This is a genomic window from Sphingobium phenoxybenzoativorans (assembly GCF_018286635.1).
GTDB classification, from domain to species: Bacteria; Pseudomonadota; Alphaproteobacteria; order Sphingomonadales; family Sphingomonadaceae; genus Sphingobium; species Sphingobium phenoxybenzoativorans.
In genome coordinates, this window is record NZ_CP073910.1 from 1,833,390 (window position 1) to 1,857,268 (window position 23,879).

Genomic DNA, 23,879 nt, shown 5'->3' on the forward strand with positions numbered 1-23,879 from the left:
TACCTCCGTTCGCTTCGAGCGTAGTCGAGAAGTGGGTGCGCCGGCTTCTCGACTACGCTCGAAGCGAACGGAAAAGCGGATAGGTTTCTCCGCTCAAACCAGCTTCAGGATCATCTTTCCCTGATTGCTGCCTTCGAACAGGCGCAGGAAGGCCGGATAGGCATTGTCTATCCCCTCATCGATATGCTCATCGAAGCGCAGCTTGCCCTCGGCCACCAGCTTCGCCATCGCCATGCCGCCCTCAGCGAAACGGTCCAGGAACTCGCTGATCAGGAAACCCCGGATCGTCGCCATGCGCGCGATTAGCTGCCACAGATTGCGCGTGCCATAGGCCTCGCCATTATATTCGGAGATCAGCCCGCACAGCCCGATCCGGGCATAGGGATTGATATGCGTCAGCGTCGCGTCCAGCCCGATGCCTCCGACATTTTCGAATACCAGGTCGATGCCGTCCGGGCATGCCTCGCCAATCGCCTGGGTCAGCGCCTCCACATCCTTGCCACGATAATCGATCGCCGCGTCGAAGCCATAATCGTCGATCAGCCGCTTGCACTTGGCGGGTCCTCCGGCAATGCCCACGACCCGTGCGCCCGCCAGCTTGCCCAACTGCCCGGCCATCGATCCGACAGCGCCGGCGGCGCCGCTGATCAGGAAGGTCTCGCCCGCCTTCGGCTTCAATATCTCCGTGACGCCGAACCAGGCCGTCAGCCCGACCGCGCCCATAACCGACAGATAGTTGGTGACGGAGGGGACGATATCGGCGTCGATCCGGCTGGTGAAGCCGCCCAATTTCGCCACCGAATAATGCTCGATCTTGTTGAGGCCCATCACCCAGTCGCCCGGCGCGAAGCCCTCGGCATTGCTCGCCTCGACCACGCCGACCGTCGTCGCGCGCACGGCGTCGCCCAGTTCCACCGGCGGCAGATAGCTCGGCACATCGTCCAGCCAGCCCCGAATGGCGGGATCGAGCGATGCATAATGGTTGCGGATCAATATCTCGTCCGGGCCGATGGCGGGCACCGGCGCATCGGCCAGCGTGAAGTCGCTGGCCTGCGGCGTGCCGTCCGGCCGGGCGGTGAGGAGGAAGCGGCGATTGATGGTCATTTTATCGTCCCGATGTCCCTGACGCCCAGTCGAGCGTCTGGCTGAAATCCGCGCCGTTGCGGCCGGACAGGTGGACCAGCGGCATGTCGGCCATGAAGCCGTCGCTCGCCTTGTCCTTGCGCGCCCAGTCGATCAGCTCGCGGCGGCGCTGGATCGCCCATTTGCCGTTCTTGTAAGTATAATCGTCGATGTAGCGCCCGGCCATGAACAGGTCGACCTCCTCGCCTTCTTCGGTCAGGCGGTGCCAGGCGAAGAAATAGACTTCGCCGCTGCCCGTGCCCGCTTCGGCATCGACGGTCAGGTCCATCTGCCCGATCAGATGCTGGCTGCCGCCCATTCCGGCAAGGAAGCCCTGCGCAAAGTCGGTATAGGCCTTGGGATCGCCACGCAGCAGCCCGCAATCGACATCGGAATCATCGTGGAACGCCGTCATCTGCAACGCATGATCCAGCCGGTCCTGCCCGCGCATATAGTTGAATATCGCTTGCTGAATGTCCCGCCGCGCGGCGAGATCGCGTATTTCCGCTTCCAGGTTCACCGGTCAGTCCTTCTTTCTGGCCGCTTCAGTTCCACAGGGCATAAACGGGGTCTTCCGGCCCCCGCCGGCCCAGCAGGTCGAGCGGCGCATACATGCCGTCATTGCTGTGCGTGGTGGCGTCCACCCGGTTCCAGTCGCACACGAAGCTGCGCTCGGAGATCTTCCATATTCCCGCGCGCCGTTCGAACCGGTCCAGATAGCGGCCGCCGGTGAGCATTTCCGACTGGCTGCCATCTTCATTGGTCATCGTCGACACGGCGATCACATAGGTTTCGCCAACGGCCGTGTTGCCGGTGACCTCGATCCACTGGTTGGCGATCGAATGGAATGTCTGGTTGAACACGGCCTTCACGATCCGGCAGATTTCCGTCGCGAACTGTTGCCCGCCGCCGTTGAACGCGCCGCTGATGACGATGCTGTCGTCATGGAAGATGGTTTTGAGCAGATCCTCGTCCGCCCGGTCCACGCCGCGGCAATAGGCCATGGTCAGGTCGGCGATCTTTTGCCGCGAAATCACGGCATCAATGGCCGCTTCGTCCGGGGGCGGGTTGCTCATGCCCTGGTCTCCTTCTTGTATCAGTCTGTTTTTTGCGGCGGCCGACGCCAGCAGCGCGATGCCCGGATCGGCCGCGCCTTGCGCGCCTGCGGGAACATGGTTGGCAAGCGGACCGAGGGCGGGCGGCGCATAGGCGCCAGGCCAGTTGGCGTTGACGTCCATGACATATTGGCGGTGGGACAGGCGCCAGACCCCGGCGCGTTTCTCATGGCGATCCAGATACCGGCCGCACACCAGCCGCTGCATCATTGCGCCATCGGGATCGGCGGATTGCGCATAGGCGATGATATAGCTTTCTGATTTCGCCCTTTCCCCGTCCAGCAGGACCCACATCTGGCTGGTCCGGTGCAGCATCACGGGCTGCCCCTTATTGGCCGCTGTCAACATCGCCGCGAGTTCCTTCGCCGGGCCGGCGAAGAAGCGGTAGTCGACTGTTGCGTCCTTATGATAGCAGTCGGCCAGCAGCGCTTCGTCCGCCCGGTCCACGCCGCGGCTGTGCTGCGCGATCCGCTGCCTGATCGCCTGCAGGTCGGCGACGCCGGAAAGATCGCCTGCGCCGCTCACGCCATCGTTTCTCCATTGTCGATGACGATGTGCGTGCCAGTGATCTGACGGGATTCCTCCGACGCCAGGAACAGGACGAGGTTGGCGACGTCCTCCGGTCGGCCCTGTCCATGCGCATTGGCTTGGTCCAGCCCCGCAGTGTCGGCGGGAAGCTGCGCTATCGCCTGCTGCGTCATCGGCGTGTCGTGCGCGCCCGGCGCGATCGCGTTCACCCGGATTTTATAGCCCTGCTCCTGGCAATGGACGGCGATGCTGCGCGACATGGCGATGATGCCCGCCTTGGCCGCGGAATAGGCCGGAATGCTGCTGAGGCCCTTCAACGCCGCGACGGAAGCCACGTTGATGATCGATCCGCCGCCGCCCTTGGTCATGAATGGGATCGCCGCCTTGCAGCCAAGGAAGCAGCCGTCGACCATCACCTCCATCTGCAGGCGGAAATCGGCGAGCGAGGCGTCCTCGACCGTGCCGAAACGGACAAGCCCGGCATTGTTCACCAGCACGTCCAGCTTGCCGAAATGCGCGATCGTCTGTTCAACCACGTCCCGCCATTGCGCCTCGTCGCGCACATCATGCTTCAGGAACAATGCGCCGGGAATGGAGGCTGCCGTTTCTTGGCCCAGCGTCTCCTGCACATCGGTGATGACGACCTTCGCGCCCTCGGCCGCCAGCAGCCTCGCGTCGGCCGCGCCCAGCCCGGATGCGCCGCCCGTGATCAATGCCACCTTTCCGGCTACCCTGTTCATGGCGTCATGCTCTCCAAACGACTATAGTGTCTTGATAAACCGCTAGAGCATGATGCCGCCGATCCCGACTAGCACTTAGGGGAGGGTGAAGCAGCGGACCCTAGCAGAAAGCCGAGTTGGCCCTGCATGGCAGGGGCATAAAGTCGGCCAAGAGCGCACCCGGCGACAGCCGGGGCAGGACGCAGCGAGCGAGGATGGACCATTGACGAAAGAGCATTTTCTCGGCCGGACGCTTGAGGCTTTCGACCCGCCCGTGCGCGGGGACGCCATCACAGGCGAACGCTATTATGCGAAGAGCTGGGCGCGCGCCGAATGGCGCCATGTCTTTTCGAAGGTCTGGCATATCGGCGGCATGCTGGCCGACCTGGAGGAGCCGGGCGACTGGATCACCCATAATCTGATGCGCGACAGCGTGATGATGATCCGGCAGGAGGATGGCTCGGTCCGCGCCTTCTTCAACGCCTGCATCCATCGCGGCAACCGGCTGCTCTGGTCCGACATGGGCAGCAATGAGCGCATCACCTGCTCCTATCATGGCTGGCAGTTCGGCAAGGATGGCACGCTGCTGTTCGCGCAGGATGCGGAGGATTTCCCCGGGGGGAACCCATGTGGCAAGGCGCATCTGACCGAGATCGCCTGCGCCACATGGGGACCGTTCGTCTGGTTCAACATGGACAAGGACGCGACGCCGCTCCACGAATGGCTGGCGCCCCTGACCGAGCAGCTTGCCGGATATCAGATGGAGACGATGACGCGCGTGCTCGACGTGCGCTGCGAAATCCCTTGTAACTGGAAGATCATCCGCGACAATTTCAACGAGAGCTATCATCTGCCGACGCTCCATCCGGAGCTGGCGAGCTTCATCGACGACGAATATACCGACACCAGCTTCGAAATGTATCCCAGCGGCCATAACCGCATGGTGCAGAAGGGGTGTCACCCCTCCAAGCGGCTCGACTATCCCGATGCGATGCAGCCGCTGATCGAGGATAATCTGCGCGAATGGGGTCTCGACCCCGCCGATTTTGTCGACAAGGCGACGGAGGCCCGCCGCGCGATCCAACTCGCCAAGCGCAGGCTGGGGCCGGAGCGCGGCTTCCGCCATTTCGATACGATGACGGATAGCCAGCTTACCGACTATTATCACTATACGCTCTGGCCGAACACGACGATCACCATGAGTCCGGACGGCTTCCAGATCCTGCGGTCGGAGCCGCATCCGACTGATCCGGAAAAATGCATTTTCGATCACTGGTATCTTATGCCGCCGGTCGATGGCCGTAACGAGGTGGTGACGCCGGTCGGCGTCGTGCCTTTCGAACATGCGGAGCGCGAAGTCGTGATCTATGGCGAGGCGACGCTGGGTTATGTGGCGGATCAGGACATGTCGGTCGCGGTCGGCCAGCAGCAGGGCCTGCATTCCATGGGCTATAGGGGCGGGATCATCTCCGGCCAGGAAAAGCGCATCCAGCGGTTCCACGAACTGCTGAACGACGCATGCGGCATTCATGGAGCTTTGCCGGCGGACGCTGACTGATGAGCATGTTCGAGGATCGCGTCGCGATCAATGATGTGCTCGCGCGCTATGCCGATGCGGTGAACCAACGCGATGCCGCCACCTGGGGGGCGACCTGGGACGAGGAGGGCGAGTGGTTCCTCTTTGGACCTGATCCGGTCAAGGGGCGCGAGGCGATCGTAGCCGCCTGGAGCGAAGCAATGGCCGGTTTTCCCTTCGTTGTGATGTATGTGTCGCAGGGCGCGGTCGCGATTGATGGGGATACCGCGTCGGGCCGCTCCTACAGCAGCGAGGTCGCCCGTACCGCCGATGGCAAGAAGCTGCGCGTCTATGGCTGTTACGAGGATCGCTATCGCAAGCGGGATGGCGCGTGGGGGTTTTCCTACCGCCGCTTTTCCATCCTCCACAGCGAAGAATATTAAGACAAGTCAGGAGAAGATGATGGGACGTCTGGACGGCAAGGTCGCGATCATATTGGGCGCGTCCGATCCCCGCAGCATGGGCGCGGCAACCGCCCGGCGGTTCGTGGCTGAGGGGGCTGATCTGGTGCTGGCCGCCCGCCGCAAGGACGCCGTGGCCGATGTCGCCGGTCCGCTGGGGGCGACCGCCGTCGCCTGCGACATCACTGACGAGAACGACTTGGCCGCCCTCGCGAAGATGGCGGTCGATACCTATGGCAAGCTGGACATTGCGATCAACTATGCCGGCATTGAGGGCGGAGCGCCCATCATCGAGACGACGGCGGATATGTTCCGGCAACAGGCGGATGTCCACTTCGTTGGGACCGGTCTGTTCATCAAGCAGATGGCGCTGGCCATGAAGGATGGCGGTTCGATCATCACTGCTTCCTCGCTCACCGTCCTGGTGCAGGCGCCGGGGCAGGGGGCCTATGCCGGGTCGAAGGGCGGCGCGGACGTGCTGGTCAAGGTTGCCGCCAATGAGCTTGGCGCAAGGGGCATTCGCGTCAACAGCATCGCGCCGGGCTTCACGAAGAGCGCCATGACCGACGCCTATTTCGCGATGGAGGCCGTGACCCGCGCTTTCCTGAAGGAAATGCCGCTCGGCCGCTTCCCGACTGTGGACGACATTGCCGACTGCGCGCTTTGGCTGGCCAGCGACGAGGCGTTCGTCACCGGTCAGCGGATCGACGTGACGGCAGGCCAGGCGCTGCGCCGCACGCCGCGCATGGACGAGTTCGCCTGATGGCCGGGCGGCTGGAGGGGCGCAAGGCGCTGGTCGTTGGCGCTGCGGGCGCGGGCAATATGGGGCAGGTCATCGCCCGCCGTTTTACAGCGGAGGGCGCGAGAGTGGCCGTGGCTGGTCGCAACCGCGCTATTCTCGATGCGCTGGCGGATGAGATTGGCGGTGTCGCGATCGAATGCGACTTTTCGAAGCGGGCCAGCATCTTCGCGATGGTGGACGCCGCCAGGGCGTCGCTGGATGGCCTGGACATTGCCGTCAATGCGACGGGCTGGGGCCTGCTCAAGCCTTTCCTCGAAACGACCGAGGAGGAGATTGACAAGATCTACGCCCTCCAGTTGCGTGGTCCGTTTCAGTTCCTGCAGGCGCTGATCCCGGCGATGGAGGACACGGGCGGCTCTATCATCCAGATCAGTTCGGCCACCGCGACGATCCTGTTCCACGATCATGACGCCTATATGGCCACCAAGGCGGGCACGGATCATCTGGTGCGCAGCGTCGCCAATCAGTTCGGCGAAAAGGGCATCCGCGTGAACAGCATCTCGCCTGGCGTCACCGAAACGCCGATGACGGCGGACGCGGCGGCGGTTCCCGGCGTCATGAACGCCTTCGTGAAGGGTTATCCGCTCGGCCGTTACGGCACATCGGAGGATATCGCCGCGGGCTGCGTCTGGCTGGCCAGCGACGAATGTTTCATGACCGGTCAGAACCTTCAGGTGAATGGCGGCCTCACCCTGCGCGCCAATCCGTCGAAGGCGGATATAGAGGCATCGGTAGTCGCCGCCATGGCGGCCGTCTGACATGGCGCGCGCCAATCCCCTGTCGATGTGCGCCGGCATCATGCCGGAGGCGACGCCTGTCCAGCTCGTCGAGTCTGCTGCTTATGGGGGCTTCGATTATAGCGGCATGTGGTTCGAACCGGACCAGTGGACCGCCGCGACCACCCGCGAGGTAAAGGCGGCCATCGCCGCGACCGGCGTGCCATTGCTCGATATCGAGGTTGTCTGGATACAGCCGGGACCGCCCAATCCCGACCATCTGCGCCTGATCGACATCGGCATGGAGCTTGGCGCGCTCAATGTGCTCTGCGTCAGCAGCGACCCGGACATGGGGGCTACGCGCGACAAGCTCGCCCTGCTCATGGAACATGGCGCGGCTGGCGGCATCCGCGTCAATCTGGAATTCGGCCTGTTCAGCGAGATCAGGACGATTGGCGAGGCTTGCCGGATGCTGGGCGAGATCGACTCGCCCTCCGCTGGCCTGCTTATCGATGCGCTGCACTGGACCCGCCATGGCGGCACATTGGAGGAGGTCGCCGCCGTGCCGGAAAAGTGGCTGAGCTATATCCAGCTCTGCGACGCGCCCGCTGTCGGTGCTGACCCGGCCGATCCGGATGCGATATTGGTTGAGGCGCTCGATGGCCGCATGCCGATGGGCCATGGCGGCCTTGATCTGCATGGGATCATGAGCCTGATGCCGGAGGGCATCCCCGTGGCTGTCGAGGAACGATCCCTGCGTCTCCGGGAGGATTTCCCCGACCTGAAAGCCCGCGCCGCCGAACTGGCCCGAACCTCCCGCGCGTGGTTGGCGCAATAAAGGAGCGGCCTGATCAGGCCGTCCATTTTTTATAAGTATCTAAATCTCCGTTCGCTTCGAGCGTAGTTGAGAAGCCTCGCGCATCGGCCTCTCGACTACGCTCGAAGCGAACGGAGGGGGATTATGACATGCGCACACTGAATCGCCGTTCGCCCTGAGCCTGTCCTGAGCGTCTGCCTTGCAGGCAGCCGAAGGGGACTGCACTTCTCTAAGTGAGTAAGGACAGTGCTTCGACAAGCTCAGCACGAACGGAATTTGGGGTAGCGCCTTATCCCACCAGCAGCTTCGGTTCCTCGATCAACCCTTTCAGCGTCCGTATGAACTCAGCGCCCACTGCGCCGTCGATTGCGCGGTGATCGCAGGACAAAGACATTTCCACGATGGTCGCGAAGGCCAGCGCATTGCCGATCTCGATCGGTTGCCGCACGCCAGCTCCGACCGCCAGGATCGCGCCCTGCGGCGGATTGATGATCGCGTCGAACTGATCAATGCCGAACATGCCGAGATTGCTGATCGAGAAGCTGCCGCCCTGAAACTCGTCGGGCTGCAGCTTGCCGTTGCGCGCCTTCTCCGCTAGCGCCTTTACCTCGCGGGAGATGGCGGCGACGGACAGCGTATCCGCACCCTTCACAATCGGCGTGATCAGGCCCTTGTCGGTCGCGACCGCTACCGAGATGTCGGCGCTGCCGAACCGATGAATCTCGTCGCCATGCACCTGAACATTGACGTCGGGATGCCGCGCCAGCGCCAGGCCGCAGGCCCGCACGATATAATCGTTGATGCTGGGCGCTTCGCCCGTCGCCGCCTTCGCTTGCGCGCGCAGGCCCAGGATCGCGTCGATCCGCACCTTTGAGCGCAGGTAGAAATGCGGGATGGTCGACTTGCTATGGCTCAGCGCCTTGGCAATGGCCTTGCGCATTGACGACATCTTGACGATCTCGGCCGTGCCGGGCGCGGGCCGGGCAAAGGCCATGGGCGCAGCCGCCGCCGGGGCGACAGGCGCGGCTTCCGCAACCGGCTCAGGCTTGACCTTCGCCAGCACGTCCGCCTTGCAGATGCGGCCCTTGGGGCCAGTTCCCGACAGCGAAGCCAAGGCGACGCCATGCTGTACCGCCAGCCGCTTGGCGAGCGGACTGGCGAATACTTCGCCCAGCGTCTCTCCAACCGGCGCGATGTCGACGGGCGATCCGCCAACGCTCACCGGCGGCAGGCTGGCTTGCAGCACGTCCTGGAACGTGATGCGCCCGCCTTCGCCGGACCCTGCGATACCCGCAATGTCGATGCCTTTTTCCTCGGCCAACGCGCGGGCCGCCGGGCTGATGTTCGCATCGGCTGCGATGGTGACCGTCTTAACCAGCTCCGGCGCAGGCTCTGCCTTCGGTGCGGCTGGAGGCGGAGGAGGCGATCCGCCAGCCTTGGACGCAACGGCAGTATCGGCGGGCTTGAACCCGCTTATGAAGGCCGAAACCTCGTCAGCCGAGGGCGTCTCCTCCGCGCCCGCCAGCACGGCGATCAGCTCGCCCACCTGATAGGTGCCGCCGGTCTCCGCGACCAGCTTCGGGAACATGCCGTCGGCTTCCGCCTCGACCTCATTGGTGATCTTGTCGGTTTCGATCAGGGCGATGATGTCGCCCTTCTTGAAGGGGACGCCTTCCTTGACCATCCATTCGGCGACGACGCCCTCGGTCATCTCTATGCCCCATTTGGGCATGGCGAATGCGCGCAGATTAGCCATTCGCTCAACCCCGCCTGTAGGACATGGCCTTGACCGCCGCCGCCACGATCTTGTCGGGGGAGGGGACATAGGCGGACTCAAGTTCGCGGGCGAACGGCACCGGGCTGTGCGGTCCCGTCACCATCTCGATCGGCGCCTTCAGCGACGCGAAAGCCTTATTGGCGACCAGCGCCGACAGATCGGTCGCGAAGCTGCACCGGGGCGGCGCCTCGTCCACGATCAGCAGGCGGCCGGTGCGCTCCACGCTGTCCATGATCGCTTCCTCGTCCAGCGGGCTGGTCGTGCGCAGGTCGAGCAGGTCGCATCCGATGCCGTCCTGCGCCAATTGCGCCGCTGCCTTCTCGGCAAAACCGACCATCATGCCGGTGGCCAGGATCGTGACGTCGTCGCCCTGGGTGACCTGCCGCGCATGGCCGAAGGGGATCAGATATTCGCCGTCCGGCACTTCGCCCTTCACGCCGTACAGCGCCTTGTGCTCCAGGAAGATGACGGGGTCATCATCGCGGATCGCGCTGGTCAGCAGGCCCTTGGTGTCCGCCGCCGTGGTGGGCATCACGACCTTCAGGCCCGGCATCGCCGTGACCATCGCGTGGATCGATTGGCTGTGCTGCGGCGCTGCGTTATATCCTGCGCCATAGGGCATGCGGATCACGATCGGGCATTTGGACTTGCCGCCGAACATGTAGCGGAACTTGGCCACCTGGTTCCAGATCTGGTCCATGCACACGCCGATGAAGTCGGCGAACATGATTTCGGCAATGGCGCGCTTACCGGTCAGCGATGCGCCTGCGGCCGCGCCGATGATCGCGCTTTCGGAAATCGGCGTGTCGATCACCCGGTCCGATCCATATTTGGCCCAAAGGCCGCCGGACGTGCCCCAGATGCCGCCGATCGCCTCAGGCCCACCGGCGGAACCCATGCCGCCGACAATATCCTCGCCCAGCATGATGACGCTCTCGTCACGCGCCATTTCCTCGTCGATCGTGTCGCGAATGACGTCGCGGATCATTTTTCTTGCCATGATGTTCTCGATCCCTGCGATCAGTAGCTGATGTAGACGTCTTCAAGGACGTGTGCGGCGGTGGGGCGCGGCGCGGACTTGGATTCCGCGACAGCACGTTCGATCAGCGCTTCGACCTCTTCGTCGATCGCATCGATGTCCTTGCCTTCCAGTAGTTTGGCCTCGGTGACCTTGGTCCGGAACACCTTCAGGCAGTCGCGCTCCTCGCGCAACCGGTCCAGTTCGCCCTTGCCGCGATAGCGCTGCGGATCGCCCTCGAAATGGCCGTAGAAGCGCTCGGTATCCAGTTCGATCGACGCCGGGCCGTTGCCCGCCTTGCAGTAATCGATCAGCTCCCGCATTGCGTCGTATACGGAGAAGAAGTCGATGCCGTTGGCCTTGATCGCCTTCATGCCGAAGGCTGCGGCCCGGACGGTCATGCTCTCCGCGCCGACGGCATAGGCCTCGCCGGTATGTTCCGAATAATGATTGTTCTCGAACACGAAGATGACCGGCAGCTTCAACACCACGGCCATGTTCATCGCCTCGAACGTCGTGCCCTGGTTGCATGCCCCATCGCCGGAGAAAGCGATTGAGACGTTGCCGGTGCTCTTGGCCGTGATGCCAGCGCCCACCGCGATCGGCGCGCCCGCGCCGACGATCCCGTTCGCGCCCAGCATGCCCTTGTTGATGTCGGCAATGTGCATGGAGCCGCCCTTGCCCTTGCACAGGCCGTCGCTGGAGCCGTAAATCTCCTTTATCATGCCCACCACATCGCACCCTTTGGCGATGCAGTGGCCGTGGCCGCGATGGGTGGAGATGATATAGTCGGCCGGGCCGAGATGCTCGCAAACGCCCACGGCGCAGGCTTCCTGGCCAGCATAGAGATGCGTGAATCCCGCGATCTCGCCAAGCGCGATGTCGTCATGCAGACGCTCCTCGAACGCCCGGATCGTTTTCATCTGGCGATAGGCCTGTATCAGCGCTTCGCGGCTATGCTGCATGTCGTCCGTCTCCGTTCAAAATTCGTCTCGCGCGGGGGTCAGAGGCCCAGCACCGTTTTCGCAATGATAGTCTTCTGGACCTCGTTCGTCCCGCCGAAGATGGTCCACGCCCGACTGTTCAGGTAACGGGGGGCTGCGACCTGCGCCGCCTTGTTGTGCAGCGGTTCGGGCGCGCCATTGCCATAGAGCGGCCGCTGTTCCTCCAGCGCCAGACCCGCATAGCCGTAAAGCCGCACGGCTAGATGATCGACCTCCTGACGCAGTGTGGATGCGACCATCTTGCAGAGCGAAGTTTGCGGCCCCGGCGGCAGGCCCTTGGCCATTTCTGCGAGGATGCGCAGCTCCGTCATCTCCAGCGCCTGCGCCTCCAGTTCGACCTTGGCCAGCGCCGCCATGAACGCCTGATCCCCGGCCATCGATCCACCCAGGCCATCCGGCTCATCCTTCGCCGCCGCGCGGATCTTATTCAGATCGGACAGCAATTTGGGCGCATGGCATGCCCCGCCGCGCTCATTTTCCAGCAGGAATTTCGCGATGGTCCACCCGCCGCCTTCCTCGCCGACCAGATTGTCCAGGGGCGCGGTCACATCGTCCAGATAGACCTCGTTCACTTCATGGTCGCCGGCCAGACCCATGATCGGACGGACTTCGACACCTGGCTGGTTCATGTCGACCAGAATGAAGCTGATGCCTTTCTGCGGCTTCACCTTGGGGTCGGTGCGCAGCAGGCAGAAGATGTGCGTCGCATGATGCGCATGCGTCGTCCACAGCTTGCGCCCATTGATCAGCCAGTGATCGTCCTTGCGTTCCGCCCGGCTTTTCAGGCTGGCGAGGTCGGAGCCGGAGCCGGGTTCGGAAAAGCCCTGACACCAGTAATCCGTGCCGTCGAGGATGCGGGGCAGGATCGTCGCCTTCTGTTCGGGCGTGCCGAACTTGCAGATGACCGGGCCAAGCAGCTTGAGGCTCAGCACGGGCAGGCTCGGCGCATCGGCCAGCGCGCATTCCTTCTCGAAGATATAGCGCTGCACCGTGGTCCAGCCGGTGCCGCCGCAATCGACCGGCCAGTTATAGGCCAGCCAGCCCTTCGCATGCAGGATCGCCTGCCATTCGCGGCCGATATCCGGCTCGACGAACACCGATGGCGTCGCTCGCATGCCGGCGCGCAGATGTTCGGGAAGATTGGCCTCCAGGAAAGCGCGCACTTCCTGGCGGAAAGCTTCGTCTTCGGGGGAAAAATGCAGATGCATGAGCGGTGCTTTAGCGTTGGAGGATAGTGACGCCGGAAATGCCGGGCGCGCCATAGACGTGGGAGTAGGCGGTCTTGGGGTCGCCGGGGACTTGCCGTCCGCCGCCAAGCCCGCGAAGCTGGATGACATTCTCATAGACCTGGCGCAGTCCGGATGCGCCGATCGGCTCACCGCAGGCGAGGCAGCCGCCATCGGTATTGACCGGCAGCTTGCCGCCGATCCGCGTCCAGCCCTCGGCCAGCCATTTTTCCTGCTCGCCATCGGCGCAGAAGCCGTTCTCGGCCATATGCATGATCTCGGCGCCGGATTCGGTATCCTGCAATTGCGCAACGTCGATATCGCTGGGGCCAAGCCCGGCCATCTCGAATGCCGCCTTGGACGCAAGCAATGTCGGTGCGCCACCGCGCGCGATGTCGATGCAGGGGGCGAATACCTCGAAAGATCCCGGCGGCCGGGTGCGAACTGCGGCCGCCTTTATGCGCACCGCCGTCCGGCCCAATTCGCGCGCCTTCTTCTCATTGGCCAGGATCAGGGCGACGCCGCCTTCTCCGGGGGAGCAGAACATATATTTGGTCAGCGGATCGTTGATCATCTGGCTGTTCAGGATCGTGTCGATGTCGACCGGCGCCCGCCGCCAGGCATGATCGGCATGGACGGCGTTCTGGAACGCCTTTTCGGCGACCCGGCCCAATGTCGTGCTGCTGATGCCGTGCGCAGCCATGTAGCGCTGCAGCTTCATGGCGAAAAACTGCGTCGTCACCATCATGCCGACCTCGCCATACCAGTCGGGCAGGCTGTATTCGGCGGGCATGGCGTTGAACGCGCCACGCGGATGCTTGTCGAAGCCCAGGGCGACGCCGACATCATATTGTCCCGACGCAATGCCCTGCCATGTGCCGATCATCGCCGATCCGCCAGTGGCGCAGCCATTCTTGACGTTAATGATGGGAAGCCCCGTCAGGCCAAGCTCATTGACGATGGCATCGGCGTTGCCCGAAGCGTCCGACCCGCCAAAGCCGAACTGCATGTCTTTCCAGTCAAGCCCGGCGTCCGACAGCGCCTGGCGCACGGCATAGGCCCCTTGCTGCAGGCCGGAAAGCCCGTCCGTCCGTCCGAACGGATGGATGCCTACCCCGACAATATAGACATCAGTCATGACCGGAGCCTCCTGTTACCGGAGTGAAGGCATAGCTTGTCACGGTGCGGCCCTGCGCATCGGTGGCGTGGGGGACGATGACCGTTTCCACCTCCATGCCGATCGCGATGGCGTCGAATGCGACATTGACCATCGGTCCCTCGACGATCACCGCTCCGGGCAGTTCGACATAGGCGATGGCGAAGGGCTGAAACGCTTCCGGCCCGGTATAGGGCGGTGATTTCGGCCGGAAACGCTGGATCGTCCAGGACCAGACGGTTCCCCTGGGCGGCAGCGGCTCCGGTGTATAGCGCGGGTCGCCGGCGGGGCAGGGAAAGACGAGCCGCCCGGTCTCGCCGTGACGGCCGCCGATCAGGCGCGGCTGCGCGCCCTCGGTGAAAAGACCTTCGGCTATGGCGATCATGTCGGAAATGGAACCTGCTCCTGCGTTTCTCTGTCCCTTGCAGTTATGAAAATGCGCAGCGGCAAATGCTTCTGTAAGAAAGCATAGGTTATCGATACTCGCAGGTTCAGGAACCGGCTGGCCCTGGGGAGGGCGGGATTGCAAGGCGCGGCATGGAAGCGCGCCAAAAAAGAACGCGCACGGGTTGCCCCATGCGCGATCCTTATCTTTTCATTCTGACGAAACGGATCAGTCGATCATGGCCCCGTCATGATGTTCGCCATGGCCGCCGGTCATGACCGCCGCCACACTGCCCAGATAGCCAAGCTGCGTCGCCTTGAACACGGTCTGGCTGCGGTTCACCGCTTCCAGCTTGGTCGCGGCGTTGTGGATGTGGAACCGCACCGTGGCGCAGCTCCGGCCGAGGATCATCGCGATCTCGACATCGGTCTTGCCGACCGCCGCCCAGCGCAGGCATTCGACCTCGCGCTTGGAAAGGCGGCAATTTTTGGGAATCCAGGGACGATGGCTCGTCACCCGCGAATATCCGCCTATGAAACGCCGACTGTGATATTCCAACTGGTCGGCATAAAGCTCAAACTCGCGGGACAGGTCCTTACGGCCATTGTCGAGCGGGGAGAAGCTGACCACGCCAATCTGGCCGAAGGGCAGGTGGATCGGCACCACGATAACCGACTGCGCATTCACCAGTTCGTCGAAATGCGACAGGTCGATCTGGTCGAGCAGCGGATTGGGCGCGCGGGTGTAGATACCTGCGGCATTCACCCAGAAGGGATCGCTTTCATAACGGCATGCGAAGGGCAGGGGAGAACTGAGCGCCAGCAGCGGCTTCTTCCACCATTGCTCCTTGGATGTCGGCCATCCGAATATGCTGTGCGCCAGCACATTGCCGTCCGCGTCGCACATCGGCATCTTGGAGGCGATATTGGCGCAGGCCGCGACCTGGAAGTTCCCTATGTCGCGCGCTATGTCGCGCAGGGCCTCCGCGGCGGGCCGTATATCGGCCGGCGTCGCAATAGCGGTGGGGACATGCCTGCTGGAAGGGATATCGGCGCCGGCTTTGGCCTGTGTCGCACTTCCGTCCATGCAGGCGGTGAGTGTATCGCCTGAACTCTCCATGTGGATTAAGATACGCCTGACCGGTTAACGTATCAAGTCATCCAAAACCTCGGACTAGTGCTAGGTTTTTCGGCTGACCGATGCGCAAACTATCGGAAAATGCAGGACGCCGACGCCGGCGAGCATGCTTATCCATTCACAGGAACGATGCGGCAGCGCCCATTGGCGACCGCCGCAATGCTGTGAGGGGAACAGGAAGTTGAATTTCGATCTCAGCGAAGAGCAGGGGCTGCTGCGCGATCTGATCGAGAAGTTCGCCGGCGATCGTTATGATCCGGTCCGCCGCCTGGCCTATGTCCGCGAACCTTCGGGCTTCGATCCGGCAGGATGGGCCACCCTCGCCGACATGGGCGTTCTCGCCTTTCCCTTTGGCGAGGAGCTGGGCGGATTTGGCGGCGGCGGCGTCGAACTGATCACCATCATGGAGGCGATGGGCCGGGCGGTCGCGGTCGAGCCGCTGTTGCCGGTCGTCATCCTTGGCGGCGGACTGCTGGAACGGGCGGGCACAGAGGAACAGAAAGCCGAATGGCTCCCGCGCCTGATCTCTGGCGAGATTTCGGCGGCATTCGCGCATGGCGAGCACAGCGCGCGTTTCAATCAGGACCGGGTGACGGTGCGCGTCATGACCAATGGCGGCGGCGGGGTGATCCTGAATGGCGCGAAACATGTCGTTCTGGGCGGCGCTTTCGCCCAGATATTGCTGGTCTCCGCAGTCGATGCATCGGGCAATGTCGCGCTTTATCTCGTGCGCGGCGATGCGGAGGGCCTGCGCCGCCGGGACTATCGCCTTTCCGATGGGTCCGTCGCCAGCGACATCAGCTTCGTACATGTGAGGGCCGAGCCGATGGCCGGGGACATGGCGGCTATTGCGGCGACGCTGGGCGACGGGCGTCTTGCCGTTTGCGCCGAACTTGTCGGCCTGATGGGGATGATGTTCGACGCCACCCTGGACTATGTGAAGACGCGCCAGCAATTCGGGCAACCGATCGGCCATTTCCAGGCGATCCAGCACCGCATGGCCGACAATTACGCCCGGCTGGAGCTTGCCCGGTCGCAGCTTTATCGCGCCGCCGCGCTCGACGCATCCGATCCCGCCCGCGAAGCGGCCATAGCTGGGGCCAAATCCTATATCAGCGCCAACGCCCTGTCGCTGGGCGAGGATGCGGTGCAATTGCATGGCGGCATCGGCACCACCGAGGAATTGATGGTCGGGCAAGCATTCAAGCGTGTGCTGATGCTGACCTCCCTGTTCGGCGACAGCGATTGGGAACAGCGCCGCTATCTCGCGCTGACCGGCCGGGCATAACGCCCGGTCCGGCCATAGCCTCTCAATCCGTCAGCTTCACCATCACCTTGCCGACATTGCCGCCGGAAAACAGCTTGCCATAGGCGGTCAGCGTATTTTCCAGCCCCTGGGTCGTGTCGAACGCCATGCCGACCTTTCCAGCCTCCAGCCAGGGCCGGGTCAGCCGGTTGATCTCTCCGCCCCGGAAATAGAAATCGGGTGAGAAGAAGCCCGCAATGGTCAACCGCTTCATCAGGATCAGGTCGAAATTGCGCGGTCCTTCGCGCTCCTCCTTGTCATAGGTGGAAATGAGGCCGCAGACCGCCACCCGCCCGTTCATCGCCATGTTCGGCAGCACAGCGTCCAGGATCGGCCCGCCCACGCAATCGAAATAGCAGTCGATCCCGCCCGGCGCGATCTGCGCCAGCGCGCCCCCCACATCCTGCGCCTTATAATCAATCGCCGCGTCCAGCCCCCATGTTCCGGTGAGCAGCGCCGCCTTGTCCGGTCCGCCCGCAATGCCGATGACCCGGCATCCCATCGCCTTGGCGAACTGCGCCGCCAGCAGGCCGGTCGCGCCGGCGGCGGCGGATACCAGCACGGTTTCGCCCGGCCGCACCTTCCCATATTCGGTCAGGCCGACATAGGCGGTCCATCCGTTCGGGCCGAGCACGGCGAAATGCTGCCGCATGTCGCCTATGTCCTCGACCACCCAGATGTCGCCCATGTCGGGATAGAGCACGGAATAGTCCGCCCATTGGCCATAGGCGCGCACGATGTCGCCCTCCTTGAACCCCGCATGGCGCGACTGAACGACCCGGCTGAGGACGAAACCGATGATCTTGCTGCCCAGCGGCGTGGGGTCCATGTAACTGTCCGTGCGCGGGGTCAGCCACATCCGCGTACCCGCATCGAGGGAAAGCCACAGATTCTCGACGAGAAGCTGGTTCTCGCCAATCTCCGGCATCGCCTCCTCCTGCAAAGTGATGCCGGAAGCGAAATCGGTCCCCTGCGGATAGGCAGTAAGCTGCCAGAAACGGTTCATGCCCAAAGGTTCATCCTCTTGTGGTCGTCATGGGTTGTCTTGATTCCACCATGGTTGGTCCGGCGCGCCAAGACAGCTATGAGAAGCATCAATTGTGGACAGCGGCGCTGGCGGCCACAGCGATGACAAGAATGGAAGGCGGATTGCGTAGCAGGCTATGAGCGAGACATATCACAGGGTTATCGAAGCTTCGGCTGTCGAGGAGAAGGCGATGCTGCCCTTCATCGTCAATCGCTGGCCGGTATTTCTGTGCCGCGAGGAAGGGACGATCCACGCGATCATCAATCGCTGCACCCATGCCGCCGCCGAACTGGCGCCGGCCGGCCGCGTCCGCCGGGGATCAGTCATGTGCCCGCTGCACGGCGCGCGGTTCAAGCTGGATAGCGGGGAATGCCTTGGTGGCGTCAATTACAAGCCGTTGAAAATCTTCCCCTGGCGGGAAACGGAGGATGGCTGGATAGAGGTCGCTGTGCCCGATGAAGCGCCCGGCATGGAGCATCTGCCGGTCAAGGCGCTGGTCTAGGCCATATCCACCAAGGCTCCCGCTCACACGGGCAGATCCCCTACCGAAAGGGGCATAACGCATATGGCGGTTGCGTGTGTGGAGCCATGGCGACAATAAAGATGGATGAATGCGAACGAAACATCGGGTCAGGCGCGCGACCGCTATATCCAGACCTTCGGGGACGTTGCGGCCCGTGACTATCTTCCCGCCATTGCCGGACGCATCGCGGCCCTCCTTTATGTCAGTGACGGTCCCATCAGCTTCGGCGCGCTGGAGCGGGAACTGGGCGTAAGCCGCGGCTCAATCAGCACGAACACGCGACTGTTGGAGGAACTGGGCACGATCGAACGGGTCGAGGTGGAGGGCGCTCGCGGCCATTATTTCCGCGCCGCGCCGAATGCGGGCGCGCGGACGGCGGAATATCATCTTCAGAGAACCGAGACGGCTTTGGATATGATCCGGGCCGCCAGCGCTGAAATGAGGACCGGAGGCCAGGACCTGTCGCCCGAAATCCTGGGGAAAATGCAGGCCATCGAGATTTTCTACGAAAAATGGGTGAAGCATCTCCGGGCATTTCGCGATGAGATGGCCGCCGGCGATCCCATCACACCGCCCAGCGCAGGGGCAGGGACTCGCAGGAGTTGATGAGGCTGGTCGTAAAGACGGGCGGATTGTCTGGATCGAGCGTGAATTCAGGAATGCGGGTCAGCCATTCCTGCAGGAATATCGCAATCTCTCGCTGAGACAGCACGCGGCCCGGACAGGCATGAATGCCCGTACCCCAGGCGGTATGGCGCGGCGAGGCGCGGGCGAAATCGACATCGAGCGGACGTTCCGTCGCATAGTCGTCCAACCCGCCAAGCGCCATGGGCAGCAACACCATGTCATCCTTGCGGAAAGTGACGCCGCCATAGGCGACATCCTGTTTCACGATCCGGGCGATATTGCTGATCCCAAACCGCCTTGCCAGTTCCTGGACGGCGTTGGGGATCAAGTCCGGCTGATCGCGCAACTGGCGGCGGTGGTCGGGATGGGTGGCCAGAAAATGCGCGATGAACGCCATCATGGACGCCACCGTATCAAGGCCGCCGGTCAGCAGCAGCAGGCACATGCTGAACACATCCTCATCCGAAAGGGGGGCATCCCCAACCCGGCCGTGGATCGTCGCGCTCAGTGGGTCGTCGCCCGGCCGGACCCGTCGCTCGGCGATCCAGTGGCGGATATAGCTGGACAGCGCCTCCCACGCTTCCGCGCTGCCCGGATAATGGGGTTTTGACGCCAGTACGGCGTGACTGCGCAGCATTTCCAGATCATCTTCCGGCAACCGCATCATCGTCAGGAATGCGATGATCGGCATGGTTCCTGCGAAATCCTTCACAAACTCGCAGCCGCCCTGCGGCTTCACCCCTTCGATAAGGTCGATCGCCACCGCCCGCGCCTTCGCCTCGATCTCGGCCAGCGCGCGGGGTATGAAGAACGGCATCATCAGGCGGCGGTATGGCGTATGTTCGGGCGGATCGAGCTGCAGCGGGATCAGGCGCGGAACAACGCCGCGCGGGATGACGAACTCCGCATTGGAAAAATGCGCGCTGTCCGCCTGGATGGCGATCAGGTCCTCCAGGCGGGTGACGACCCAATGACCGCCATGCCGCGGCGTCCAGAAAATCGCAGGGCGGCCGTCCTGCGCGTTTTCCTTCCAGTAACGGTGAATGTCGCCATCCGGCCGGTCGCATCGCGCCATGTCGAAATCGATCACTAGCCTGTCCGGGACATGATCGGGAATTGCGGCGCTGACGGCGACTTGGTTCAACATCCTGATCCTCTCTCCACCGCGAACCGGCAATATTGTTCAGTCATGACTAAACAAAATGATCCAACAAGTCCAGCGGGAATATCGGGATTGCATGCATTATCGAATTGCTGACCGGATTTTGCATGACGCTAAATGCATGGAAAGGCATGCATGTCCTACCATGGCCCGCATATGTTACGGTGCGTCGATTAAAGCGATATTGGGGTGAATATGGTGAAAATATCCACCATAAATAGTCTTGAAACTGCCTCTAATGGCATGATTTTACTGAAATTTGGAAATGAGAGAGGGGCGGCCGGGCAGGGAGCTTTGCGGCAGCCGGCCCGGATACGAGGGCAACCCGCAACTTCCGCAACTTAGGAGGATCATGCTGCTCCGGGGGCGTCTTGGGTGTCCACTGGCCTGTTGGGGGATTGCATGCCTTTGCACCGGCTCGGAGTCGCCTTCACGATCCCGGCTTTCCCCGGATTGAGGTCAGCTCAGGCAGAAATCCTTGAGCGCCCGCGCATCATGCAGGGCGTTATGCGGCGTCTTGCTGTTCACAGATGCGCTGAACCCGGCCGCATTGATCAACTCCAGCCGCAGGCCGTTGATCGTGATCATATTGGCCGGGCTCATGACCAGAAGGTGACAGAAATAGCCCAGATCGTCCGGCCAGTCCGCGACGATCACCGGGTCGGGATCATTGGCCAGATAGGTCTCGATATATTGCGCTGCTTCCACCCGGCTTAGCTGGTGGTCGACGCCGGGGGGCACGAACCGCAGATAGGGGATGACGTTCCGCTCGACCCAGCTATGGATTTTGTTGGGCAGGGGAAGCGAGGTGTAGAATTCCTGGTCGCCATATTCGGGCACCAGAGCCAGGCTGATCAGTTCGCCGCCAAAACCGTTAAACTCTGTATCAAGGAAATATCGCATGCCCGCCGCTATGGAGACGCCCGCCGCGACCGTAAACCCTTCATCGCCCGGTGCCGGGATCGACGCGCCTAAATTGCTTTGGCGATGTCCTTCGAGGCGCTAGCAGCCTTGCGTCCCATTCCTTCAATGAAAGTCCCGCCGTCATGCAACCCCGTGAATTGATTGGATCGGCCCAGGTCCCCGGCGGAGAGGAATTGAGACTCTACCGGCGGGGCAGGGACTTCATGATCGTGCTCGACCGCAACGAGTTGATGAGCAGCCGGATGAGCGGGTCGGAGGAGGCGCTGGCCGACATGACCTTTGACCGGCTGGCGGGGCGCAAGGCGACCCATTGGCTGATCGGCGGATATGGCATGGGCTTCACCCTGCGCGCCGCGCTCGCCAGATTGGACGGCGGAGCGCAAGTCACGGTAGCGGAGCTGGTCCCCGAAATCCTCCAATGGGCGCGGGGACCGATGGCGGAACTGGCCGCAGGCTGCCTCGATGATCCCCGCGTCCGCATCGTTCAGGATGACGTGGCGGAAGTGATCGCGGCCGGGCGTGCGATCTATGACGCGATTCTGCTGGATGTCGACAATGGCCCGGATGGCCTGACGCGGCAGGGCAATGACCGGCTTTATTCGGCGCAGGGGCTTTCGGCTGCCATAGCGGCGCTAAGGCCGGGCGGCGTGCTGGCGATCTGGTCGGCCGCGCCCGACAACGCCTTTGCGCGGCGTCTCGCAAATGCGGGTCTGGCCGTCGAGAAAGTCGGCGTCCGCGCGCGCAGCAATGGCAAAGGTCCGCGTCACGTCATCTGGTTCGGCACGAAGCGGCGATAGAGGGATATGGCAAAGAAAAAGGCCGCCCGGTTTCCCGGACGGCCTCAATTCTTTTATGGTCGATGAAGCGCTCAGGCTTCCTCTTCCGAACCTTCTTCCTCGTCGGCGCGGGCAGAGGCGATCTCGCCTGGCTCGGCGTTGGGATCATAATCCTCGGTGAAGCCCGACTCGTCCTTTTCGAACAGGCTGGCCATCACGTCCACGCCGTCCTTCTGCAACTCGGCTTCTTCCGGCGACCGCGCGACGTTCACCTGGATGGTGACGGCGACTTCCGGGTGCAGCGCGACCTTGACGTCGAACAGGCCGAGAGTCTTGATCGGGCGCTCCAGCACGATCATCGCCTTGGTCACGATCTTGATGCCTTCGGCGTCAAGCGCTTCGATGATGTCGCGAACCGAAACGGAGCCGTAAAGCGCGCCGGCGTTGGACGACTGGCGGATCAGTACGACCTGCTTGCCATCGACGCCCTTGGCCGCTGCTTCGGCGTCGGAACGGCGGGCAGCATTGTCGGCTTCGATCTTCGCCCGGTTGGCCTCGAACACCTTCTTGTTGGCGTTGTTCGACCGGAGGGCCTTCTTGTTGGGGAGCAGGAAGTTGCGGGCGTAACCGTCCTTGACGGTCACGATGTCGCCAATGGCGCCGAGCTTCTCGATCCTTTCGAGCAGAATGATTTCCATGGGGTCTACTCCCTCACTTCACGATGTAGGGCAGCAGGCCGAGATGCCGGGCGCGCTTGATCGCCTGAGCGAGTTCGCGTTGCTTCTTGGTGCTGACGGCGGTGATGCGGCTGGGAACGATCTTGCCACGCTCGGACACGAAGCCCTGGAGCAGACGAACGTCCTTATAGTCGATCTTGGGCGCATCCTTCGCGGCGAAGGGGCAGCTCTTGCGGCGGCGGAAAAAGGGGCGTGCCATTGTCTCTCTACTCCTTATTCGCCGATTTCGTCACGGTCGCGGCGGGGGCGATCGCCACGATCTTCGCGCGGGCCGCGCGGGCCGCGGTCGCCACGATCTCCGCGGTCGCCACGCTCGCTGCGTTCCTGCTTGCGCATCATGGCGGACGGGCCGGTTTCCAGCTCGTCGACCTTTACGGTCATGTAGCGGATGATGTCTTCGTTGATCTGGGTCTGGCGTTCCAGCTCAGCGACGACGCCTGCGGGCGCGTCGATGTTGAGCATCACATAGTGCGCCTTGCGATTCTTGGCGATCTTGTACGCTAGGCTGCGCAGGCCCCAGGTCTCGGTCTTGGTGACCTTGCCGTTGTTATCTTCGATGATCTTGGTGGCGGTTTCCGCCAGCGCGTCCACCTGCGCCTGTGCCAGATCCTGGCGCGCAAGGAACACGTGCTCGTACAGAGCCATGCTGCTTTCCTTCATCTTGGCCGATCGCTGACGCCGCCCGATGCGAACGCCCCTCCGGCTATCGTCTCATATTTTCACGTCCGGCAAGTCTCCCCGCCGTGCGCGAAGGCGCGCCTATGGCTGATCTTGCCTCCAAATGCAAGCGCCTCCGGGGATAATCCCGGAGGCGCATGGCATTGCCGGTGGACCAATCAGCGCAGGGCGTTTCCGATAACCGCGCCGATGATGCCGCTGGCGATCGCCACCAGCACCGCGTCATTCCCCGACCGCACCCAATGATAGCCGCGCGGCGCATTATAGAGGCGATAGGCGCGCGGATTGTTGATCACCGTGTAACCGCTGGCATAGCGGCGGTCGAACCGCTCGCCCTTGCGCCAGCTACGATAATCGTTGCGGTAATCCTTGCGGACGACGGTCGTGCGGTGAACGCTGACATTGCCGCGCGGCCCTTCGCGTACTGTCTCGTGCACAACGCGGCGGGGTTGGGCCGCTTGCGCTTCGGCCAGCGGGCTCAACACGGTGGCAGTGATCATGGCGCCAGTGGCCAGCTTGATCAAAAAGGACTTCATGGCTTTGCTCCTTGTTCAAAGGCGCCTTTCGGTCGGCGTCTGATCATGGAGATAGGCGGCAACTGTCGCGGGACTGTGCCAAAG

27 protein-coding genes are annotated in these 23,879 nt (G+C 62.9%); 9 read left to right on the plus strand and 18 right to left on the minus strand.

The window, feature by feature from the left end:
- Positions 1-93: 93 nt before the first annotated feature.
- The 4 genes from KFK14_RS08855 to KFK14_RS08870 are packed head-to-tail and all read right to left on the minus strand — an operon-like array spanning position 94 to position 3,505.
- Positions 94-1,104: an NADP-dependent oxidoreductase gene (locus tag KFK14_RS08855; RefSeq protein ID WP_212610621.1), complete on the minus strand. Its 1,011-nt coding sequence runs from the start codon at positions 1,102-1,104 to the stop codon at positions 94-96.
- A 1-nt stretch (position 1,105) separates the two neighbouring features.
- On the minus strand, positions 1,106-1,642 hold the full coding sequence (locus KFK14_RS08860) for a nuclear transport factor 2 family protein (protein ID WP_246524975.1): 537 nt from the start codon (positions 1,640-1,642) through the stop codon (positions 1,106-1,108).
- Positions 1,643-1,667: 25 nt separating this feature from the next.
- On the minus strand, positions 1,668-2,762 hold the full coding sequence (locus KFK14_RS08865; RefSeq protein ID WP_212610622.1) for a nuclear transport factor 2 family protein: 1,095 nt from the start codon (positions 2,760-2,762) through the stop codon (positions 1,668-1,670).
- Positions 2,759-3,505, minus strand: coding sequence for an SDR family oxidoreductase (locus KFK14_RS08870; protein WP_212610623.1), 747 nt, complete (start codon positions 3,503-3,505; stop codon positions 2,759-2,761). The genes KFK14_RS08865 and KFK14_RS08870 overlap by 4 nt, the downstream gene beginning before the upstream one ends.
- Positions 3,506-3,707: 202 nt before the next feature.
- Between KFK14_RS08870 and KFK14_RS08875 the strand changes: the two genes are divergently transcribed.
- Genes KFK14_RS08875 through KFK14_RS08895 form a run of 5 tightly spaced genes read left to right on the plus strand, consistent with a single transcriptional unit; the run spans position 3,708 to position 7,817 of the window.
- Positions 3,708-5,042 carry an aromatic ring-hydroxylating oxygenase subunit alpha gene (locus tag KFK14_RS08875; protein WP_212610624.1) on the plus strand — a complete coding sequence of 445 codons (1,335 nt, stop codon included), beginning with the start codon at positions 3,708-3,710 and terminating at the stop codon, positions 5,040-5,042.
- Entirely contained in the window at positions 5,042-5,443 is a 402-nt protein-coding gene (locus KFK14_RS08880; RefSeq protein ID WP_212610625.1) for a nuclear transport factor 2 family protein, read from the plus strand. The genes KFK14_RS08875 and KFK14_RS08880 overlap by 1 nt, the downstream gene beginning before the upstream one ends.
- Before the next feature lie 16 nt (positions 5,444-5,459).
- Positions 5,460-6,224, plus strand: coding sequence for an SDR family NAD(P)-dependent oxidoreductase (locus KFK14_RS08885; protein ID WP_083276592.1), 765 nt, complete (start codon positions 5,460-5,462; stop codon positions 6,222-6,224).
- Entirely contained in the window at positions 6,224-7,021 is a 798-nt protein-coding gene (locus tag KFK14_RS08890; RefSeq protein ID WP_212610626.1) for an SDR family oxidoreductase, read from the plus strand. The genes KFK14_RS08885 and KFK14_RS08890 overlap by 1 nt, the downstream gene beginning before the upstream one ends.
- Before the next feature lies 1 nt (position 7,022).
- Positions 7,023-7,817, plus strand: coding sequence for a sugar phosphate isomerase/epimerase family protein (locus KFK14_RS08895; protein ID WP_212610627.1), 795 nt, complete (start codon positions 7,023-7,025; stop codon positions 7,815-7,817).
- A gap of 268 nt (positions 7,818-8,085) precedes the next feature.
- Here the strand turns inward: KFK14_RS08895 and KFK14_RS08900 are convergent, their stop codons facing one another.
- The 7 genes from KFK14_RS08900 to KFK14_RS08930 all read right to left on the minus strand — a co-directional run bounded on the left by KFK14_RS08900 (position 8,086) and on the right by KFK14_RS08930 (position 15,481).
- Positions 8,086-9,552, minus strand: coding sequence for a dihydrolipoamide acetyltransferase family protein (locus KFK14_RS08900; protein ID WP_212610628.1), 1,467 nt, complete (start codon positions 9,550-9,552; stop codon positions 8,086-8,088).
- A 4-nt stretch (positions 9,553-9,556) separates the two neighbouring features.
- The gene (locus tag KFK14_RS08905; RefSeq protein WP_212610629.1) at positions 9,557-10,573 is read right to left on the minus strand and encodes an alpha-ketoacid dehydrogenase subunit beta; all 1,017 of its coding nucleotides are present in this window, start codon (positions 10,571-10,573) and stop codon (positions 9,557-9,559) included.
- A gap of 20 nt (positions 10,574-10,593) precedes the next feature.
- The gene (locus KFK14_RS08910; RefSeq protein WP_212610630.1) at positions 10,594-11,556 is read right to left on the minus strand and encodes a thiamine pyrophosphate-dependent dehydrogenase E1 component subunit alpha; all 963 of its coding nucleotides are present in this window, start codon (positions 11,554-11,556) and stop codon (positions 10,594-10,596) included.
- Positions 11,557-11,594: 38 nt separating this feature from the next.
- Positions 11,595-12,803 (minus strand): acyl-CoA dehydrogenase family protein, encoded by a 1,209-nt coding sequence (locus tag KFK14_RS08915; protein WP_212610631.1) that lies wholly within the window; start codon positions 12,801-12,803, stop codon positions 11,595-11,597.
- Between the two features lie 10 nt (positions 12,804-12,813).
- Positions 12,814-13,959 carry a thiolase family protein gene (locus tag KFK14_RS08920; RefSeq protein WP_212610632.1) on the minus strand — a complete coding sequence of 382 codons (1,146 nt, stop codon included), beginning with the start codon at positions 13,957-13,959 and terminating at the stop codon, positions 12,814-12,816.
- A complete protein-coding gene (locus tag KFK14_RS08925; protein ID WP_212610633.1) occupies positions 13,952-14,362 on the minus strand; it encodes a Zn-ribbon domain-containing OB-fold protein in 411 nt (136 codons plus the stop codon). The genes KFK14_RS08920 and KFK14_RS08925 overlap by 8 nt, the downstream gene beginning before the upstream one ends.
- Positions 14,363-14,590: 228 nt before the next feature.
- On the minus strand, positions 14,591-15,481 hold the full coding sequence (locus KFK14_RS08930; protein ID WP_246524976.1) for a helix-turn-helix transcriptional regulator: 891 nt from the start codon (positions 15,479-15,481) through the stop codon (positions 14,591-14,593).
- Between the two features lie 199 nt (positions 15,482-15,680).
- Here KFK14_RS08930 and KFK14_RS08935 point away from each other — a divergent pair, with 199 nt between their 5' ends.
- The gene (locus KFK14_RS08935) at positions 15,681-16,787 is read left to right on the plus strand and encodes an acyl-CoA dehydrogenase family protein (protein WP_212610634.1); all 1,107 of its coding nucleotides are present in this window, start codon (positions 15,681-15,683) and stop codon (positions 16,785-16,787) included.
- 22 nt (positions 16,788-16,809) lie between these two features.
- Here the strand turns inward: KFK14_RS08935 and KFK14_RS08940 are convergent, their stop codons facing one another.
- Positions 16,810-17,811, minus strand: coding sequence for an NADP-dependent oxidoreductase (locus KFK14_RS08940; protein WP_212610635.1), 1,002 nt, complete (start codon positions 17,809-17,811; stop codon positions 16,810-16,812).
- A 157-nt stretch (positions 17,812-17,968) separates the two neighbouring features.
- Here KFK14_RS08940 and KFK14_RS08945 point away from each other — a divergent pair, with 157 nt between their 5' ends.
- Both KFK14_RS08945 and KFK14_RS08950 read left to right on the plus strand, forming a co-directional pair.
- Positions 17,969-18,334, plus strand: coding sequence for a Rieske (2Fe-2S) protein (locus KFK14_RS08945; protein WP_070151023.1), 366 nt, complete (start codon positions 17,969-17,971; stop codon positions 18,332-18,334).
- A 105-nt stretch (positions 18,335-18,439) separates the two neighbouring features.
- On the plus strand, positions 18,440-18,961 hold the full coding sequence (locus KFK14_RS08950) for a GbsR/MarR family transcriptional regulator (protein ID WP_212610636.1): 522 nt from the start codon (positions 18,440-18,442) through the stop codon (positions 18,959-18,961).
- Here the strand turns inward: KFK14_RS08950 and KFK14_RS08955 are convergent.
- Both KFK14_RS08955 and KFK14_RS08960 read right to left on the minus strand, forming a co-directional pair.
- The gene (locus tag KFK14_RS08955) at positions 18,921-20,129 is read right to left on the minus strand and encodes a cytochrome P450 (RefSeq protein WP_212610637.1); all 1,209 of its coding nucleotides are present in this window, start codon (positions 20,127-20,129) and stop codon (positions 18,921-18,923) included. The genes KFK14_RS08950 and KFK14_RS08955 overlap by 41 nt on opposite strands.
- 474 nt (positions 20,130-20,603) lie before the next feature.
- A complete protein-coding gene (locus KFK14_RS08960; protein WP_212610638.1) occupies positions 20,604-21,047 on the minus strand; it encodes a 3'-5' exoribonuclease in 444 nt (147 codons plus the stop codon).
- A 143-nt stretch (positions 21,048-21,190) separates the two neighbouring features.
- Here KFK14_RS08960 and KFK14_RS08965 point away from each other — a divergent pair, with 143 nt between their 5' ends.
- Positions 21,191-21,865, plus strand: a complete 675-nt coding sequence (locus KFK14_RS08965; protein WP_212610639.1) for a spermidine synthase — start codon at positions 21,191-21,193, stop codon at positions 21,863-21,865.
- A gap of 71 nt (positions 21,866-21,936) precedes the next feature.
- Here the strand turns inward: KFK14_RS08965 and rplI are convergent, their stop codons facing one another.
- The 4 genes from rplI to KFK14_RS08985 form a co-directional block, all read right to left on the minus strand.
- Positions 21,937-22,542: a 50S ribosomal protein L9 gene (rplI, locus tag KFK14_RS08970; protein ID WP_212610640.1), complete on the minus strand. Its 606-nt coding sequence runs from the start codon at positions 22,540-22,542 to the stop codon at positions 21,937-21,939.
- 13 nt (positions 22,543-22,555) lie between these two features.
- Positions 22,556-22,780, minus strand: coding sequence for a 30S ribosomal protein S18 (gene rpsR / locus KFK14_RS08975; protein WP_070151035.1), 225 nt, complete (start codon positions 22,778-22,780; stop codon positions 22,556-22,558).
- A 14-nt stretch (positions 22,781-22,794) separates the two neighbouring features.
- Positions 22,795-23,226: a 30S ribosomal protein S6 gene (rpsF, locus tag KFK14_RS08980; protein WP_070151037.1), complete on the minus strand. Its 432-nt coding sequence runs from the start codon at positions 23,224-23,226 to the stop codon at positions 22,795-22,797.
- A 191-nt stretch (positions 23,227-23,417) separates the two neighbouring features.
- Positions 23,418-23,795 (minus strand): RcnB family protein, encoded by a 378-nt coding sequence (locus KFK14_RS08985; RefSeq protein ID WP_212610641.1) that lies wholly within the window; start codon positions 23,793-23,795, stop codon positions 23,418-23,420.
- Between the last annotated feature and the right edge of the window lie 84 nt (positions 23,796-23,879).

Excerpts from the sequence above, each read along its gene's own strand:
- KFK14_RS08880 (WP_212610625.1), top strand. The coding sequence starts at position 5,042 with ATGAGCATGTTCGAGGATCGCGTCGCGATCAATGATGTGCTCGCGCGC.
- KFK14_RS08960 (WP_212610638.1), bottom strand. The coding sequence starts at position 21,047 with ATGCGATATTTCCTTGATACAGAGTTTAACGGTTTTGGCGGCGAACTG.
- KFK14_RS08910 (WP_212610630.1), bottom strand. The coding sequence starts at position 11,556 with ATGCAGCATAGCCGCGAAGCGCTGATACAGGCCTATCGCCAGATGAAA.
- KFK14_RS08870 (WP_212610623.1), bottom strand. The coding sequence starts at position 3,505 with ATGAACAGGGTAGCCGGAAAGGTGGCATTGATCACGGGCGGCGCATCC.
- rpsF (WP_070151037.1), bottom strand. The coding sequence starts at position 23,226 with ATGGCTCTGTACGAGCACGTGTTCCTTGCGCGCCAGGATCTGGCACAG.
- KFK14_RS08930 (WP_246524976.1), bottom strand. The coding sequence starts at position 15,481 with ATGGAGAGTTCAGGCGATACACTCACCGCCTGCATGGACGGAAGTGCG.
- KFK14_RS08940 (WP_212610635.1), bottom strand. The coding sequence starts at position 17,811 with ATGAACCGTTTCTGGCAGCTTACTGCCTATCCGCAGGGGACCGATTTC.
- KFK14_RS08905 (WP_212610629.1), bottom strand. The coding sequence starts at position 10,573 with ATGGCAAGAAAAATGATCCGCGACGTCATTCGCGACACGATCGACGAG.
- KFK14_RS08885 (WP_083276592.1), top strand. The coding sequence starts at position 5,460 with ATGATGGGACGTCTGGACGGCAAGGTCGCGATCATATTGGGCGCGTCC.
- KFK14_RS08945 (WP_070151023.1), top strand. The coding sequence starts at position 17,969 with ATGAGCGAGACATATCACAGGGTTATCGAAGCTTCGGCTGTCGAGGAG.
- rpsR (WP_070151035.1), bottom strand. The coding sequence starts at position 22,780 with ATGGCACGCCCCTTTTTCCGCCGCCGCAAGAGCTGCCCCTTCGCCGCG.
- KFK14_RS08855 (WP_212610621.1), bottom strand. The coding sequence starts at position 1,104 with ATGACCATCAATCGCCGCTTCCTCCTCACCGCCCGGCCGGACGGCACG.
- KFK14_RS08965 (WP_212610639.1), top strand. The coding sequence starts at position 21,191 with ATGCAACCCCGTGAATTGATTGGATCGGCCCAGGTCCCCGGCGGAGAG.
- KFK14_RS08895 (WP_212610627.1), top strand. The coding sequence starts at position 7,023 with ATGGCGCGCGCCAATCCCCTGTCGATGTGCGCCGGCATCATGCCGGAG.
- KFK14_RS08950 (WP_212610636.1), top strand. The coding sequence starts at position 18,440 with ATGAATGCGAACGAAACATCGGGTCAGGCGCGCGACCGCTATATCCAG.
- rplI (WP_212610640.1), bottom strand. The coding sequence starts at position 22,542 with ATGGAAATCATTCTGCTCGAAAGGATCGAGAAGCTCGGCGCCATTGGC.
- KFK14_RS08955 (WP_212610637.1), bottom strand. The coding sequence starts at position 20,129 with ATGTTGAACCAAGTCGCCGTCAGCGCCGCAATTCCCGATCATGTCCCG.
- KFK14_RS08925 (WP_212610633.1), bottom strand. The coding sequence starts at position 14,362 with ATGATCGCCATAGCCGAAGGTCTTTTCACCGAGGGCGCGCAGCCGCGC.
- KFK14_RS08900 (WP_212610628.1), bottom strand. The coding sequence starts at position 9,552 with ATGGCTAATCTGCGCGCATTCGCCATGCCCAAATGGGGCATAGAGATG.
- KFK14_RS08920 (WP_212610632.1), bottom strand. The coding sequence starts at position 13,959 with ATGACTGATGTCTATATTGTCGGGGTAGGCATCCATCCGTTCGGACGG.
- KFK14_RS08915 (WP_212610631.1), bottom strand. The coding sequence starts at position 12,803 with ATGCATCTGCATTTTTCCCCCGAAGACGAAGCTTTCCGCCAGGAAGTG.
- KFK14_RS08985 (WP_212610641.1), bottom strand. The coding sequence starts at position 23,795 with ATGAAGTCCTTTTTGATCAAGCTGGCCACTGGCGCCATGATCACTGCC.
- KFK14_RS08890 (WP_212610626.1), top strand. The coding sequence starts at position 6,224 with ATGGCCGGGCGGCTGGAGGGGCGCAAGGCGCTGGTCGTTGGCGCTGCG.